The following is a 15,170-nucleotide window of genomic DNA, read 5'->3' as shown; positions in this document are numbered from 1 at the left end:
TATTCTTTCCGCTTTACAAGTTATCCCAACACTGTCTCTTTCATTCGAAGTACGACAAATATCGACAAATGGAGACAAATATCGACAAGTTGCTAATAATCAGTAGTTTGTGTGAAAATGTGTTTTATTTTTGATTGAAATTTAATAAAACTCAAAATAGCAATTATATGGAAGATCAAAAAAAACAGCCGGATACGAGTCATGCAATAGCAGCCGATGAGCAGTTGATGGATATACTTCTTGTGATGAATGAAAAAGAGAAAACTATCCAAGCGGTTAAAAAAGTAGATAAAGACGGTAAAATACAGACTGTTCCAGCCGACAAAGAGCATCAGAACGATTTTTTGCAAATAGGTCATAATTCCGATGCCTTAGATGTCCTACTTACTACCGTAAAAAATTTTTATGCTCAGGCGCGTTCCCCCACACAATATAAAATACTCAAGGTCCCCTTAAATATTTTTAGGAACAGCTTTGACCTGATAAATGAATTAGCTAAAGGAGCAAGTAACCGTTCCATAGCCGCTGATGCTTTCGCAGAGAAGTATCAGATCGATGCTGCTCCTACACAATCTGCAACAAATAAAAATAGTAATCATAAAAATCAAGAAGAAATGGCAAAACAAAATCAGACCGAGCCGCAAGTTGTACAAGATACAACAGAAAGACCCCCACGATTTAATGAATCGATGGTAAATTGGGGAAAACTAGACGATTTAGGTATCTCAAAACAATTCTTAATGGACAAGGGAGAATTGTCCAACCTGTTGAACGGGAATAAATCAAGAAACCTGATTCCCCTTTCGATAAATTTAGGTGCAGCTATCATTAAAATGGATGCCCGGCTTTCCCTTCAACAAAATCAGAAAGGGGAGGTTATTATGGCTGTACACGGAGTAAGGCAGGAGCCGCAGTTAAACCGCCCCTATTTCGGACATATCTTTTCAGAAGAAGACAAGAATAACCTCCGGGAATCCGGAAACATGGGGCGTGCGGTTGAACTCAAAGACCGTAACAATGAATACCATCCATATCTTATCAGTATCGATAAAATGACCAATGAGATTGTAGGTACACGAGCAGACCGTGTATATATTCCGGATGAAATAAAGGGTGTGGTATTAACTGATCAGGAAAAGCAGGACTTACGGGAAGGGAAAAAAATCCATCTCGACGGGATGATAGCTAAAAGTGGGAAAGAATTTGAGGCTGACATTCAGATCAATGCGAACACAAGAGGTATCGAATATATTTTCGACAATACGCAACAAAATCAACAGGGAATGTCTTTCGGAGGCGTAGAGCTTAGTCCTCAACAGTTGAAAGATTATAATGAAGGGAAGGCAATCCTTGTCGAAGATATGGAACGCAAGAATGACGGTACTCTTTGGTCTTCATTTATCAAAAAGGATGAACATACGAGTCGTCCCAATTTCACATTGTATAATCCAGATACACCGGAAGGAAATAGGGAAGTATATATCCCTAAAGAGATAAACGGAGTCCAACTGACCGGAGATGAGCGTGATGTCCTTCGTCGTGGTGAACCTATATTCCTTGACGGAATGATAAATCGCCAGGGACAGGAGTTTTCTTCTTATGTGAAAGTTGATCAGGAAACCGGTCGTCCCCAATATGCCAAAAGCCCTGATGACTTTACACAAAGGCAGGAATTTAAAATCCCTGCGGAAATCTATGGTGTTGTCCTTTCAGGTCAGCAGCGGGCCAAATTGCAAGACGGTAAATCCGTCCTAATCGAAGGAATGAAAGGATATGACCAGAAAGAATTCAGTGCTTATGCCAAAGTTTATAATGGAAGCATTCGTACTTTTCCCGAAGATCCTGATAAACCTAAAAAAGCCCAGCAAAACAGACAGGACGCCGCAGACCATAAACAAGGAAAGCGTGAAACTGTCAAGGAGCAGAAAGAAAACAAACCGAAGAAAACTCAAGGACGTAAAATGTCATAATCAGTACTAACCATAATTTTTTTTTAAATGAATAATAACAATAATAAACCTAGCCTTTACAAAGAAACGGACGTGAAGTGGGATGAATTGGCAGCGATTAATATTTTCAAAGATGAACTGGAAAAAAGTGGAAATTTGGAAAAATTATTAAACGGCAAAAAAACCGATGTAATTAATATCCATTTGATGCTGCTCGGTGTCGATGTTGATCTGTATGCCACCCTACAAATCATCCAGCAGGGAGAAACCCCTATTGTTGAGATTGTCGGCATAACGCCGGATTACAACTCATCGAATTAATCATTCAGTATTTATGCTCTCCGCAGGAATGCGGAGAGCTAATAACAATCTTAAACAAAAATCAAATGATTGCAATAGTCGCAGAAAAGCCCAGCGTAGCACAGGATATCGCTCGTGTGTTGGGTGCAACTCATAAAAAAGACGGATATATAGAAGGGAACGGGTATCTGGTAACATGGGCTTATGGGCATTTAGTGTCGTTAGCCTATCCCGAGGACTATGGGATAGATAGTTACAGTCTGAAAAGCCTTCCCATTCTTCCCGAACCGTTTAAACTTATTCCCCGTAAAAAACGTACTAAAAAAGGATATCAGACAGATGGTACAGCAAGTAAGCAATTGATTGTAATAAGGAGAGTCTTTGATAAATGCGAAAAAATTATAGCAGCAACCGATGCTGGAAGAGAAGGAGAACTAATATTTCGCCATATCTATAATTACTTAGAATGCAAAAAGCCGTTCTCCCGTCTTTGGATAAGCTCTCTGACCGATAAAGCAATAAGAGAAGGATTTGAAAATCTGGCTGACGGGACATCTTATGATAACCTGTACCTTGCTGCGGAAGCCCGAAGTAAAGCTGACTGGCTAATCGGGATCAATGCGAGCAGGGCGTTGTGTCTGAGTTCAGGCGATGGGAATAATTCATTAGGAAGAGTGCAGACACCGACATTAGCCTTGATATGTAAAAGATATCAGGAGAATGTCAATTTTCAGCCCCAACCTTACTGGCAGATGTTAATAAAGCTACGGAAGGATGACGCGATTTTTCCGGTAAAAGGAATAACTGATTATTTCGATAAAGCGGAAGCGGAAGATTTGTACAAACATCTGAAAACCTATTCTGTCGCTAAACTGTCAAAGTTAGAGCAGAAGCAAACGGCTGAAGAACCTCCCTTACTTTACGATCTGACTAACCTTCAGAAAGATGCCAATACAAAATATGGCTTTAGTGCTGAAAAAACATTATCTGTTGCACAGAAGCTGTATGAAGGTAAATTTATTACCTATCCACGTACCAGCAGCAGGTATATATCTTCAGACGTGTTTGAGGTTGTTCCCGATCTGATAGCCAATCTGAAGTCTTATTCTGCATTTTCCCACTATGCCTCTTTATTAGCTGTTATGAAATTAAATCAGCGGTCAGTGGATGGGAAAAAAATTACAGATCATCATGCCCTGTTAATCACAGAGAATATACCTCACAAGATAGGTAAAGAAGAACGAATCATCTATGAATTGATTGCCGGACGTTTTTTGGAAGCCTTTTCAGGTGCATGTCTAAAACACATTACGGAAGCAGAATTTTCTTGCGATAATATGCTCTTTAAAACTAAAGGCTGGGTAGTCAAAGATAAGGGTTGGAGGAATGTATATAACGCTCCTGACGAAGACGTAAATAACAACCAGCCACTTCCTGAGCTGACAGAAGGAGAGTACTTGCATATTGAGAGCCATAACCTGCTTCAGAAAAGTACTAAAGCCAAGCCACTGTATACAGATGCGGGCTTATTGTCTGCTATGGAAAATGCAGGAAAGGAAGTTGAAAACAAGGAGTCGAGGCAGGCAATGAAAGACTGTGGCATCGGTACACCTGCAACAAGAGCCGGAATTATTGAGACTTTATTAAACAGGGAATATATAGTCCGGAATAAAAAATCCCTGATACCCACTAAAAAAGGAATGGCGTTATATAACTCTATCAAGACCATGCGCATTGCAGATGTAGAGATGACGGGATTATGGGAGAATGCGCTGGCCAAGATAGAAAAAACTCCGGATTATTACACGACTTTCTTGAATGGGATGGTAGTGCATACTAAACAGGTTACGGATGAAATAGTAAGTGTAATCAAGGCGGAGAATACACATATTGAAACCCCTTATGTCTGTCCGAAGTGCCGTTTGGGAAAAATAACCATCCATCAGAAAATAGCCAAATGCAATTATTCGAAATGTCGCTATACATTTTATCGGGATATATGTGGTAAAACACTAACTGATAATCAGCTGAGCGAATTATTTAACAAAAGTAAATCCCCCTTAATTAAAGGATTTAAGGGAAAAAATGGCAATGCTTTTGACGCATATATCGAATTTACTGAAGGAGGCAGGCCTGTTTTCAGGTTTCCGCAGAAAAAAGAAGAGAAAGATAACAACACAGAATCAACCGCAAATTAATCATGTCTTTTTTCTATAACATACTATTCCATTATTTATCAATCTATCATCCGCTACTGGCGGATGATAGATTGTTTGTCGAAGCCCGAAGCCGGGAGGCCGAAGAGCTATATGTCTATTTACTACAAGAAACAGATACAAAGGAATACGCAGCCTATGAGTTGTCTTTGAATGTTCTGTTTGATGAATTTTAGCGGTAATAATTCTGGCAAAACCCTAAATAATTGAGATTCTGATCAACATTCTGTGCTTCACATATTTATATAAAGAATATTTAATATATTTTTGATTATTAAAATATAAATTGTTATCTTAGAGAATCTTTAAACTTGTGTTATGTTTACAACTTTTCTAGGTGACATAGTATTGCTTTTTTCGCTATTGACTTCAATGGTTGCAGTATGGGATATGGTATCTCGGAAAGAAAAAAGGGAACATGCGACTATAGCTATAATAGTTGATAGGGTAACTAATATAGTATATTATGAAGAAAGATTAACACGTCAAACTTTAATAAGGATTATTCGAGCAGAATGTTTTGAAAATAACATAAATGAAATTCATATAAATTTAATTATAGATGAATCCATAAATTATCTATATAAAAGATCTGAAATATACAGGGATTCAATAAAGATAAGAAAGGCAGAAGATATATTAGATCGTCTAGGAGGTAATTATGAAGTTCAGATAATAAAACGAAAAAAATTAAATAGCTTTATAATAATATTTTTTGTAATTGCAACTTTAGCAATACTCCTAAATGTTTTTAGAAAATTAGAAAAAGACTCAATTGATATTCCCAATAAAAGTAATGTAGAATGTGTCTATGATAGTATCCAAGTAAAAATAATAGACGGTCCGGGTCACGTTGATTGTCATGATCACCCCATGGGTGTTGGAGGTAGCAATACTGTTTATGAAAATCAAGTGTTCTCTGATATGACTGTGCTATTACTTATTATTTCATCAATATCCATATTGCTTGTTATTATTTATTTATTCTGGTTTTTTTTAATAAACAGAAAAATAAATAATGAGATAGTTAAATCAAATAATCAATATATAGCAAAATGTTTCAATGATATAACCCACAACGCCGGTGCTGAGACACCAAGTTGAAAAATGTTTATTATTGGGATTTTAATGCTTAGTGATATTTTTATAAATCTTAATATTGTTTTTATTCCATTTGCATAGGCTGATTTAGAAAATAGCATATAATCGGATTACCACAACTCTCGGTAGTCCGATTTTTGTTTTAAGTAAATTCAAAACAGGCTGATGTTTTTTAGAAAAAAAAATGACCTCGGAATTTATGTTCTTCCTCTTTGCTTGTTTTTCTCCTTCTAAAGCGAAAAATATATACATAAGGATTTCCATTAAAAACAATACTTAGATATTTTATTAGTTGCAAAAATGGCATCATCGGCAAGATAGGTAACCTTTTTGCGGAAACCCCTATTGGGAGTATTGTATAGAAGATATGTCCCTTGTTGTAAATAATATATTACGGATTCGCAAAATATAAAAGATAAAATCTGCCTATTAGATTTCATTCGGCAAAGATATGCCGTCTTCCGGGCGGATATACAAGGTCAGTGCCTGCCGGTTCAGGGCTAAATCTCCAAACCTCGCATGAGCGAGGCTGGTATTTAGCCCTGAAACCTTGTATATCCTGAACACAGCATGCTTTTGCCCTCTGAAATCTAAATATGCAGAAATATGTACAACAAGAAAGAACATCTTCAGGATAATATTCTGGCGATACAAACGGCATTTGAAACAGGTTCTAAACTACCATCTGATAAGGAAAAATCGTTTTTGAGAAAATTCTCGGGATTCGGAGGTCTGAAATGCATCCTGCGACAGTGTGAAAAAGATGAATATCTTGAACAATGGCCAAAGTCCGAACAACATCTGTTTGGTGGTTGTCGCCAGTTATATGAAGTAATAAACAAATACTCCGAAGACAATGACCAATATCGGGAGTATGTAGACAGTATGAAAAAATCTGTTTTATCTGCCTTCTATACCCCTTATGAAGTGGCTCAAGCCATAACATCCTCCCTTCATCAATCCGGAGTTATTCCATTAAATATTTTAGAGCCCAGCGCCGGTACCGGGATCTTTCTGGAAGCCTGCCGGATTTTCGGCCATCCCGGTATCGTTTCGTGTGAGAAAGATAAACTGACAGGAAAGATATTACAGGCTTTATATAAAGATGATACATTTGTTTCTGTCCATATCGATGCTTTTGAATCATTGGATAAGGACCATGAAAACTCTTATGATTTAGTTATTTCCAATATTCCTTTCGGTGATTACCGCGTCTTCGATGCCGGTTACATTGACAGTAAAGATAAAATAAAGGAACAGTTCTGTAAAACTATACACACCTATTTTTTCATGAAAGCGGCCGATATGGTCCGTAACGGAGGGATTATTGCCTTTATTACCTCTCAGGGCATCATGGATACGCCGAGTAATAAAAGTCTGCGTGAATGGCTGATGAAACGTTGTAATCTGTTATCGGCAATTCGTTTGCCCAATAACCTATTTAAAGAAGGAGCCAATGTAGAAGTAGGAAGCGATCTGATTATCCTTCAAAAAGATATCGGTAAAGTAGTTCTGATGCCGGAAGAACTAAACTTTATCGAAACCCGTACTTTTGGAAACGGGTTGAGCATTAATAATTATTTTATGGATTTCAGCCGGGTTCTCCATACCCGTGCTGTTGACGGTACTAACCCCTATGGATGCCCGTCCATAGAATTCTATTATGATAAGAATATGCAATCGTTGGCTGATAATCTTTCTGTTATGATACAAACCGATTGCCAACTGAATTTTAACCGGAAATTGTTTGATGATTGTAAATTATTGTCGGAGAAGGAGGCGTTAATAACTGAGCAACAAACGGAAGAAAATAGTGTAGATGACTCGGTTATCAGCCTATATGAACTATTCGGAATACCACCAGAAGAACAGAGCCAGTTAGAATCTAAAAAACGCAAGAAGGTTTCTTCTGATACCGGTTATACAACGGAATCACTTTTTTCGGTACTGGATGACATCGAGCCTGCAATATTATTGGAAAATACGAAAAGGCCCCGTTTATATACTGAAAACATATACACTTTCTATAAAGAAGATATTTTAGTATTGGATAAAGGACAAATCGGAGCATTACGTTTCAGAAAAAACAGGGATGGTAATCCCGAAGCTCATTTCCACCCATTGGATCTGACAGCAAAACAAGTATCCATATTTATGGATTACATACCGCTGAGAGATACCTATTTAGAATTGTATTTTTATGAATCACAACAACAGAAAAAAAACGATGTACTCCGGTATGATTTGAACGAAAAATATAAATTATTTACAGAAAAGCACGGAGACCTGAACAGCCGGAGCAATTACCGAATGATACCGTTGGATGTGTACGGGAAAGAAGTCTTGGGTTTAGAGTCTTATTTCAACGGACAAAAATGCCTTGCCGACATATTTACTGAACCTGTAACCCTTCTCTCCGGGAAGAGGTTGGAAACTGATGACCCGTATGAGGCTTTAGCTTCCAGCCTGAATACCTACGGATATGTTCATTTGGATTATATGTCATCAATTTCCGGTAAGTCTGTTAAAGAACTGAAGGATGCACTTGCCCGACAGATATATTATAACCCCTTATCCGGAGATTACGAATATAAGACAGGGTTTATATCGGGCGATGTTATAGCTAAAGCTGATGAAATTGAAAAATATATAGATGAAAATCCTGAAGCAGAAGATATAGATCCCTGTAAGGAATCATTGGAAACATTGCGTAAAGCTATCCCTGTCCCTATTGTTTTTTCTGATATTCAGTTTAGTCTGGGAGAGAGGTGGATTCCTACAAGCTATTACAGTGAATATGCCTCAGCGATTTTCAATACGGAAGTAAGTATTTATTATTTGTCAGATTTGGATAATTTCCATATAGAAGCCAAAGATTCATATACTGTAGAAATCAGGCAACAATATGCTGTTAATGTAAAAGATGGAAAAACCCGCCTTATTAACGGAATTACACTGTTTGAGCATGCTTTAGTAAACACAATACCTAAGATAACTAAAGTTATCGGCAAGAATAAACTGACAGGTGAAGATATCCGTGTCCCTGATTCGGAGGCCATGCAATCTGCCAATAATAAAATCGAATCCATACGTTCCGGCTTTACTGATTGGCTAAATGGGAAGCCGTCAGATGTAAAGAATACATTGGCTGACCTATATAACCGAAGGTTCAATGCTCGGGTAAAGCCTGAATATGACGGTAAATTTCAGACTTTCCCTGATCTGCAATTAGCTCCGTTAAACATTGAAAAACCATATGACAGCCAATATGATACGGTATGGATGCTCAAATCCAATGGCGGAGGCATCGTTGATCATGAGGTCGGAGCAGGTAAAACTCTGACAATCTGTATTACATCCCATGAGATGAAACGCCTGAAAATGGTAAGCAAACCAATCATCGTCGGGCTGAAAAGCAATACATACGCAATTGCGGAAACTTATGCAAAAGCATATCCCAATGATAAAATACTATATGCGACCGAACATGATTTCTTAAAAAAGAATCGTTTGAAATTTTTTATGAAGATGCAGAATAATAACTGGGATGCCATCATTATGACACACGAGCAGTTTTTCAAAATACCGCAATCAATGGATACATTAAAAGATATTTACCAGTCGGAATTAGATTCAGTTCGAGAAAATCTACGTACTTACCTTCAATTGACAAAAGGGAAAGAAACACCTAAATTGCTGAAAGGACTTGAAAAACGACAAGAAAATCTCGAAGTCCGTCTAAAAGAGCTTCATCATAAAATGCAAAAACAGAAGGATGATATGATCGACTTTAGGACAATGGGCATCGACCATATCTTTATCGATGAATCTCACTACTTTAAAAATCTGGCCTATAATACCCGTTTCTACAGGGTTGCAGGGCTTGGCGACCCCCAAGGTAGCCAACGAGCCTTTAACCTGCTGACAGCTATCCGGACAATACAATCCCGAAACGATAAAGATTTAGGAGCAACCTTCCTGAGCGGCACAACAATAAGTAATTCATTAGTTGAGTTATACCTGTTATTTAAATATTTACGTCCAAAAGCCTTAGAAGCGCAGGGCATCCGTACATTCGACGCATGGGCGGCTGTATATGCTAAAAAGACCTCCGACTTCGAATTTACCGTTACCAATGAAATTAAATCAAAAGAAAGATTCCGCTATTATAAGAACGTACCGGAATTGGCAAGTTTTTTCATGGAGATAACAGATTATAAAACCGCAAAAGATATAAATATAGAAAGGCCCGAGAACAATGTAATTCTCTATCCTACGAAATCTACTCCTGAGCAGGAAGAATTCCAAAAGATACTGATTGAATTTGCTAAAACCGGAAACGGCGAGTTGATAGACCGTCCGGGAGTTGATTATAAAAGTTCCCGGTCCGGACGTATGTTAGTTGTTACGGATTTAGCCCGCAAAGCAGCTCTGGATATGCGTCTGATTAATTCAGACAAATACCATGATCATCCCGATAATAAGCTGTCGCAGGCTGCCGGAAAGATAGCCGCATATTATGAAAAATATAAACCATACAAAGGAACACAATTTGTATTCTGTGATTTGGGAACCTATAAGCCGGACCAATGGAATGTCTATTCAGAATTAAAAAGGAAGTTAGTTGAGGATTATGGAATTGCCTCTGATAAAATCCGGTTTATCCAGGAAGCCCGTAATATGAACCACAGAAAAGAACTTATCCAGGATTTGAAGGCTGGGAAGATAAGTGTGATGGTCGGACACACGACAAGTTTGGGGACCGGAGTGGATGCACCCGATAAGGCTGTCGCTACACATAATATTGATATTCCCTGGACCCCCAAAGACATGGAGCAGCGCACCGGACGAACCGTGCGTAAAGGAAATATAGTAGCAAAGGATTATGCTAATAATAAAGTAGATAACTACGTGTATGCCTGTGAAAACAGCTTAGATACCTATAAATTTAATCTGTTACTGAGTAAGCAAACATTTATTCGTCAGTTGAAAACCAACTCATTAGGTAGTCGTACCATTGATGAGGGTGCAATGGATGAAGATGGCAATATGAATTATGCCGAGTTTATGGCCATCATATCCGGTAATACAGATTTATTAGACAGGGTAAAGTTAGAGCGGAAAATAACTTATCTCGAAAGCGAGCAACTGATATATCGAAAAGAGCGGAATACCGCAGAAGAAACCCTATACTACTCTCAGGAAGAAGCTAAAAAGAAAATACGTATCCTGTCCGGACTGGAGTCCGATATGGAAATATTGGATAATCAACTTCCAAAAGGAGAGGATGGCAAACGCCCCAATCCCATTATGCTGTATGACTTTGATAAAAACGATAATGCGGAAGCTATTGGAGCCAAATTGCTGGAAATTGACAAAACAGCAGAGACTTCCGGCGAATATACAGAGATAGGTACATTGCTAAACTTTAAGATACTCGTTAAAACGCAACACTCTAAGAAGGGAAGTACAACCGTTTCTTTATAGAGGGGGCTTGTAAGTATTCGTTTAACAACGGGATACTGGCAAATGACTTCTTATTAGCCGCTTCCAACTTCATCCGTGCTCTGGATAAGATTCCCAACCTGATGGCTAACTATAAAAATGAAATAAACAGGTTAGATAAAGACATTTTATCCCTGAAAATAATAGTAGATACTCCATGGAGGAAAGAATCGGAATTAGAGCAATTGAAGAGTGAACTGTCTGTACTTGACCGTAAAATTCAACGTGCACTGTCTGATGCGGAAAAGAAGGAATTTCCAAAAGAAGAACACATAGAACTCATCGAAGAAGAAGAGGTTATCCTTATATAGACAATGTATATTGGTTATTCCGATGCAAAGTTATTTCACGTTTTAGGAATTACAAGGTATGCTAAAGCGTTTTCTGTTAAATCTCCACACCTCGCTTCGCTTCAGGTCGTATTTAACAGAAAAACCTTGTACTTCCTATACGCTTCAATTAGCAGTCTTGCATTAGAATAACCGGATACTTCCAGCGAGGGGAGTGTTTGATTCATTAATTAAAAACAATAAAAGAAGATGGAAACAGTTGTCGTACAGAAAACGAAGAACAAGTTGTTAAGGGATGTTCACACGGTATTAAACGTATATTTTCCCCATCAAGATTTTAAGATTGATATTAATACAGCGGGAAATTATGATGAAATAACGATAAGTTATACTGATGGTGCTACAAATATCCGGGTAAAGAATGCACTGAAACATTTAGAAAGGCCGCCTGTTTCGGATATTAGGATTAGAGGAATCAGGATAAAAGTTGAGCGTAGTATGAGTGAAAAAGCGAAAAATCTGATTCTAAATGAAACAATGACTGTATTTCGGCTTGATTCTATACCTTCTGATAATGAGTATTTTGAGCCTATGAAAGGTGTGTTTCGGAAATATATAGATGCAATTTTCAAGATACGGGAATTTTAATCGAACAAAAATAGGAAATATGAAAAAACAAAAGGATTAAAAACAGCATCGGGAATGATTAAAAAAAATAAATCATTCTCATTAGAACATATTATTAGCTGATTATATTCAGCATGAGAGATTTCTAACTAATAAAAATATAAGAAAGATGAAACAGGAATATTACAGGCTTAAACTAAAAAATGAAGCCATCTGCGAAAGGACAAAATGTCTGATAATTAGAACTTTGAAAGACAATGACGGACGCATTATCCTTGAAAGGACAAAGGAAGAAGAGGCTGATGACGATTATCCGTTGATAGCGATCCTTCCGGGACGCAAAGACGTGTATAGTATCTGTGTAACCGATGTATATATAGATGAAAACGAAACTATCTATGCAGACGGTATCGACGATGATACCGGTTATCGTAAAGAAGGCTTTATAATCGAAGAAAATCAGTATTCCGATATCCTGTATTTTATCGGCTATGTTCTGGATTGGTTTGACGATATGGATGAAAAAAATGTACTGAATTCACTGAACTCTTCCATTATGGAATTGGCATGTAATCTGGCGGAAAAAGAAATGGTCGATACTTACGGCAAGCTGCCGGAAGATTTTGCCGATTCTAAAGAAGAATGTTACACCGAGGAATATCAGAATATATTCAATCCGCTTTACGATAAATACTACAATAAGCTTTCAGAATTGGCTGATTTTGAACTCAGAGCCTTATGATAAAAGAAGAAATAGAATTAGGGATGGTTTTTACCTTCGCAGATCATCCGGAAATAGAATATGTTGTTATCGGAATATACCCGGATAATGTTTCATTGGAAAGAATTACCCAGAGAAGCGAGGGAAGTAACCGTCACGGCTGCGGGTACGGATGGTTTACATACGAATCGACAAGCTACATCCGTAAAATGGGCAATAAGGAATTAAACAGATATCAGACCCGTGATCCTTTATGCAGTCTTGAAAAAGGTATATACAGGACAAAAAAGGATATAGTAAATATCGATTTCAAAACACTGGCAGAAGATGGGGAAGTTATCAGCATTTCCGGAGTAGAATGCGAGAAGTCGTCCTGTGACAATAACTATTGTCTGGAAATTACTTTCAGGCGTTTTGGCTTTGCAGAAGATTTTACAGCAACATTCTACCAGAAAAGCAAGATGGAATCTATCCATCTCTTCTGGAATATTTTTAAAAAAGTAAATATAAATGCATAAAATACAATTGAACTATGGTAATAAAATGTGAAGAAAGATATCAAGAGGCAATGGCTTATGCCAAGAAGACAACCGATAAGACTTTGCAAAACTGTCTTGACAGGTTGAAACAATATGAAATGAATGCCGATTGTGAGGTATATCTGTATAAGGACTTTGCGCCACTATCTTTTTATTTTGATTTGAAGGATAATGCAGGAAAACGCATCATGAACGGAGGGCTGTTGTTTCATGGCAACCCGGATGAATCTTTCGCTGTACAGATGACACCAGAAATAGGCTGGCAGATACATACCTGATTGATAATTGTTTAATTTGGATAAATGGTATTTTATGAGAAAAATAAGGATCAATTATATCGACAGGATCAAAGAAGTCCCGCTCATCTCTTCTAAAAGAGACGGTCGGGAAAGAATCATTGTGATAAAAGGCTTGTTTGAAGGTAAACCGGAGCATAAGACGACCGGTACTCTGCCGGTAAAGGAGAATGTAAAATTTGAAAACGGAGAATTCGCCCGGGTAAAGGGTGGATTATTCAAGGTGCAGAAAATAGTCAGTGTAAAAATGAAAAAAATCACAATTCCCTTATGGAAAGCCAATTTATTCATATCCCTATTCAATGGAGATGGAGGAGACGGTTTTGAGAAAGATGAGATAGAAGAAGCTATCCTGTTTATTGAAGAAAATAAGCTGTGTTCATTAACGGAAATCTCAGAACCCGCTGATAATGAAATAACCTGTAAATTCAGAATAAGATGAATAAAGAACAGAACCATGCCTTAGAAAAAGAAGTCCAGGCTATCCGCGATTTTACCAAAGAGTACCTGCAATGGATACAGCAATGGCAGGAAGACCATCCGTTCAATCCGGCGGATACAAGCGTATATGAGATTATTTTCAAACAGGACAATGAAGAAATGGTGCGGTGCTTGCAGAAAAAGTATCAGCTAAGCGATGAAACTGTATCGTTGTTTTTGGGATAATAATTACATAACATATAATGAGATAATAATAACTGCCTGGAGAGATCCGGGCTTTTTCTTTTATAAAATCATAAAACGATGGAAAAAGACATTTACAAGGAAAACGGCTATAAAGACCGGAACGATTATTTAAAGTCTTTATCAGAGGATTATAGCACAGACAGGCACATTGTAAACTCTATGGCTGAAGTATTGAGTGAAAACGAAGATTTTGACGGATTGATTTGTGCATTGGAAGATTTTCCGATGCTGTAAGTGTAAGGTATTCAGTAATAAATTTTAAAACATTCAAATTATGTCAACAGATAATATTTTTATATACGTGATGCCGGTTTGTGATTTCTCCAGTGAAGAGTCAGAAACCTTGTCTTTAGAGCAATTAGATGAATTGACAAGACAGGATAAGATAGTAAAATACCGTCTTGAAAATTTTATAATAGCCATCAATGATGAATTCTGTGATTGCCTGACAGAAAGCTGGGTAGCATTGAGGACTACTAATGATATGAATTCATTAAGCATAAGAATATGAAAGTAATATGTACCCGGTGTGGAGGAGAGGATGTAACCTGTGAAGCATGGGTTAACCCGAATAAGAACAATATGGATAAAGCTCTGGACCATTTTTCAGATGAAAGTTTCTATTATGGCTATTGTACAGACTGCCATAGTTCTACTGTGCTTAGTGATTGTGAAGAAGTGATACAGGCTGTAGATTATTTGTCCGGAAGCTACAAAGAGGCTACCGGAAAAAAACCTGCAAGCGCCAGATGTGAGATTACTTACCGGGATGAGAATAACCAGTACGGCGAATGCCTGATAGGACTGAATGGGCAATCAAAAGATAAGGAAGGTTTGTTGTGTTGTGTAGATGGTATCGATGGATTGAAGAAACTCTGTTTGCCGGAAGGCAATAAGGACTTTATAGTCACATGGATTATCGAAATGGGATCTTAATAT

The 15,170-nt window shown here is 37.6% G+C and carries 16 protein-coding genes; all 16 read left to right on the top strand.

The features are described 5' to 3' along the window. Window positions 1-167: 167 nt before the first annotated feature. The 16 genes from M2448_RS18760 (at window position 168) to M2448_RS18685 (ending at window position 15,167) form a co-directional block, all read left to right on the top strand. On the top strand, window positions 168-1,970 hold the full coding sequence (locus tag M2448_RS18760) for a DUF3945 domain-containing protein (protein ID WP_280647755.1): 1,803 nt from the start codon (window positions 168-170) through the stop codon (window positions 1,968-1,970). A gap of 27 nt (window positions 1,971-1,997) precedes the next feature. Beyond that, a complete protein-coding gene (locus tag M2448_RS18755; RefSeq protein WP_280647756.1) occupies window positions 1,998-2,270 on the top strand; it encodes a DUF4099 domain-containing protein in 273 nt (90 codons plus the stop codon). A 65-nt stretch (window positions 2,271-2,335) separates the two neighbouring features. After that, on the top strand, window positions 2,336-4,447 hold the full coding sequence (locus M2448_RS18750) for a type IA DNA topoisomerase (RefSeq protein WP_280647757.1): 2,112 nt from the start codon (window positions 2,336-2,338) through the stop codon (window positions 4,445-4,447). 2 nt (window positions 4,448-4,449) lie between these two features. After that, on the top strand, window positions 4,450-4,641 hold the full coding sequence (locus M2448_RS18745) for a DUF1896 family protein (RefSeq protein ID WP_280647758.1): 192 nt from the start codon (window positions 4,450-4,452) through the stop codon (window positions 4,639-4,641). Window positions 4,642-4,783: 142 nt separating this feature from the next. Next, window positions 4,784-5,569 (top strand): hypothetical protein, encoded by a 786-nt coding sequence (locus M2448_RS18740; protein ID WP_280647759.1) that lies wholly within the window; start codon window positions 4,784-4,786, stop codon window positions 5,567-5,569. Window positions 5,570-6,172: 603 nt separating this feature from the next. After that, window positions 6,173-11,053 carry an N-6 DNA methylase gene (locus M2448_RS18735; protein ID WP_280647760.1) on the top strand — a complete coding sequence of 1,627 codons (4,881 nt, stop codon included), beginning with the start codon at window positions 6,173-6,175 and terminating at the stop codon, window positions 11,051-11,053. A 101-nt stretch (window positions 11,054-11,154) separates the two neighbouring features. Continuing rightward, a complete protein-coding gene (locus M2448_RS18730) occupies window positions 11,155-11,382 on the top strand; it encodes a hypothetical protein (protein WP_280647761.1) in 228 nt (75 codons plus the stop codon). Window positions 11,383-11,610: 228 nt separating this feature from the next. Then, complete coding sequence (locus M2448_RS18725; RefSeq protein WP_280647762.1) at window positions 11,611-12,009, top strand: hypothetical protein; 399 nt, start codon at window positions 11,611-11,613, stop codon at window positions 12,007-12,009. 148 nt (window positions 12,010-12,157) lie between these two features. Then, window positions 12,158-12,730 carry a hypothetical protein gene (locus tag M2448_RS18720; RefSeq protein WP_280697222.1) on the top strand — a complete coding sequence of 191 codons (573 nt, stop codon included), beginning with the start codon at window positions 12,158-12,160 and terminating at the stop codon, window positions 12,728-12,730. Then, window positions 12,727-13,227, top strand: a complete 501-nt coding sequence (locus M2448_RS18715; protein WP_280648071.1) for a hypothetical protein — start codon at window positions 12,727-12,729, stop codon at window positions 13,225-13,227. Before M2448_RS18720 ends, M2448_RS18715 begins: the two co-directional genes overlap by 4 nt. A gap of 14 nt (window positions 13,228-13,241) precedes the next feature. Then, on the top strand, window positions 13,242-13,526 hold the full coding sequence (locus M2448_RS18710; protein WP_280648070.1) for a DUF4120 family protein: 285 nt from the start codon (window positions 13,242-13,244) through the stop codon (window positions 13,524-13,526). A 34-nt stretch (window positions 13,527-13,560) separates the two neighbouring features. Then, on the top strand, window positions 13,561-13,986 hold the full coding sequence (locus M2448_RS18705; RefSeq protein ID WP_280697220.1) for a hypothetical protein: 426 nt from the start codon (window positions 13,561-13,563) through the stop codon (window positions 13,984-13,986). Then, window positions 13,983-14,210 (top strand): hypothetical protein, encoded by a 228-nt coding sequence (locus tag M2448_RS18700; protein WP_280697134.1) that lies wholly within the window; start codon window positions 13,983-13,985, stop codon window positions 14,208-14,210. Before M2448_RS18705 ends, M2448_RS18700 begins: the two co-directional genes overlap by 4 nt. 78 nt (window positions 14,211-14,288) lie before the next feature. Continuing rightward, on the top strand, window positions 14,289-14,465 hold the full coding sequence (locus M2448_RS18695; RefSeq protein ID WP_280697218.1) for a hypothetical protein: 177 nt from the start codon (window positions 14,289-14,291) through the stop codon (window positions 14,463-14,465). A 40-nt stretch (window positions 14,466-14,505) separates the two neighbouring features. Beyond that, complete coding sequence (locus tag M2448_RS18690; RefSeq protein ID WP_280697216.1) at window positions 14,506-14,742, top strand: hypothetical protein; 237 nt, start codon at window positions 14,506-14,508, stop codon at window positions 14,740-14,742. Beyond that, window positions 14,739-15,167 (top strand): hypothetical protein, encoded by a 429-nt coding sequence (locus M2448_RS18685; RefSeq protein ID WP_280697214.1) that lies wholly within the window; start codon window positions 14,739-14,741, stop codon window positions 15,165-15,167. The genes M2448_RS18690 and M2448_RS18685 overlap by 4 nt, the downstream gene beginning before the upstream one ends. The last annotated feature ends 3 nt before the right edge of the window (window positions 15,168-15,170 follow it).

This window comes from Dysgonomonas sp. PF1-14, from assembly GCF_029892965.1.
In the GTDB taxonomy this organism is placed as follows: Bacteria; Bacteroidota; Bacteroidia; order Bacteroidales; family Dysgonomonadaceae; genus Dysgonomonas.
Note: the sequence above shows the minus strand (reverse complement) of the source record. Positions and strands in the feature narration are given on the sequence as shown.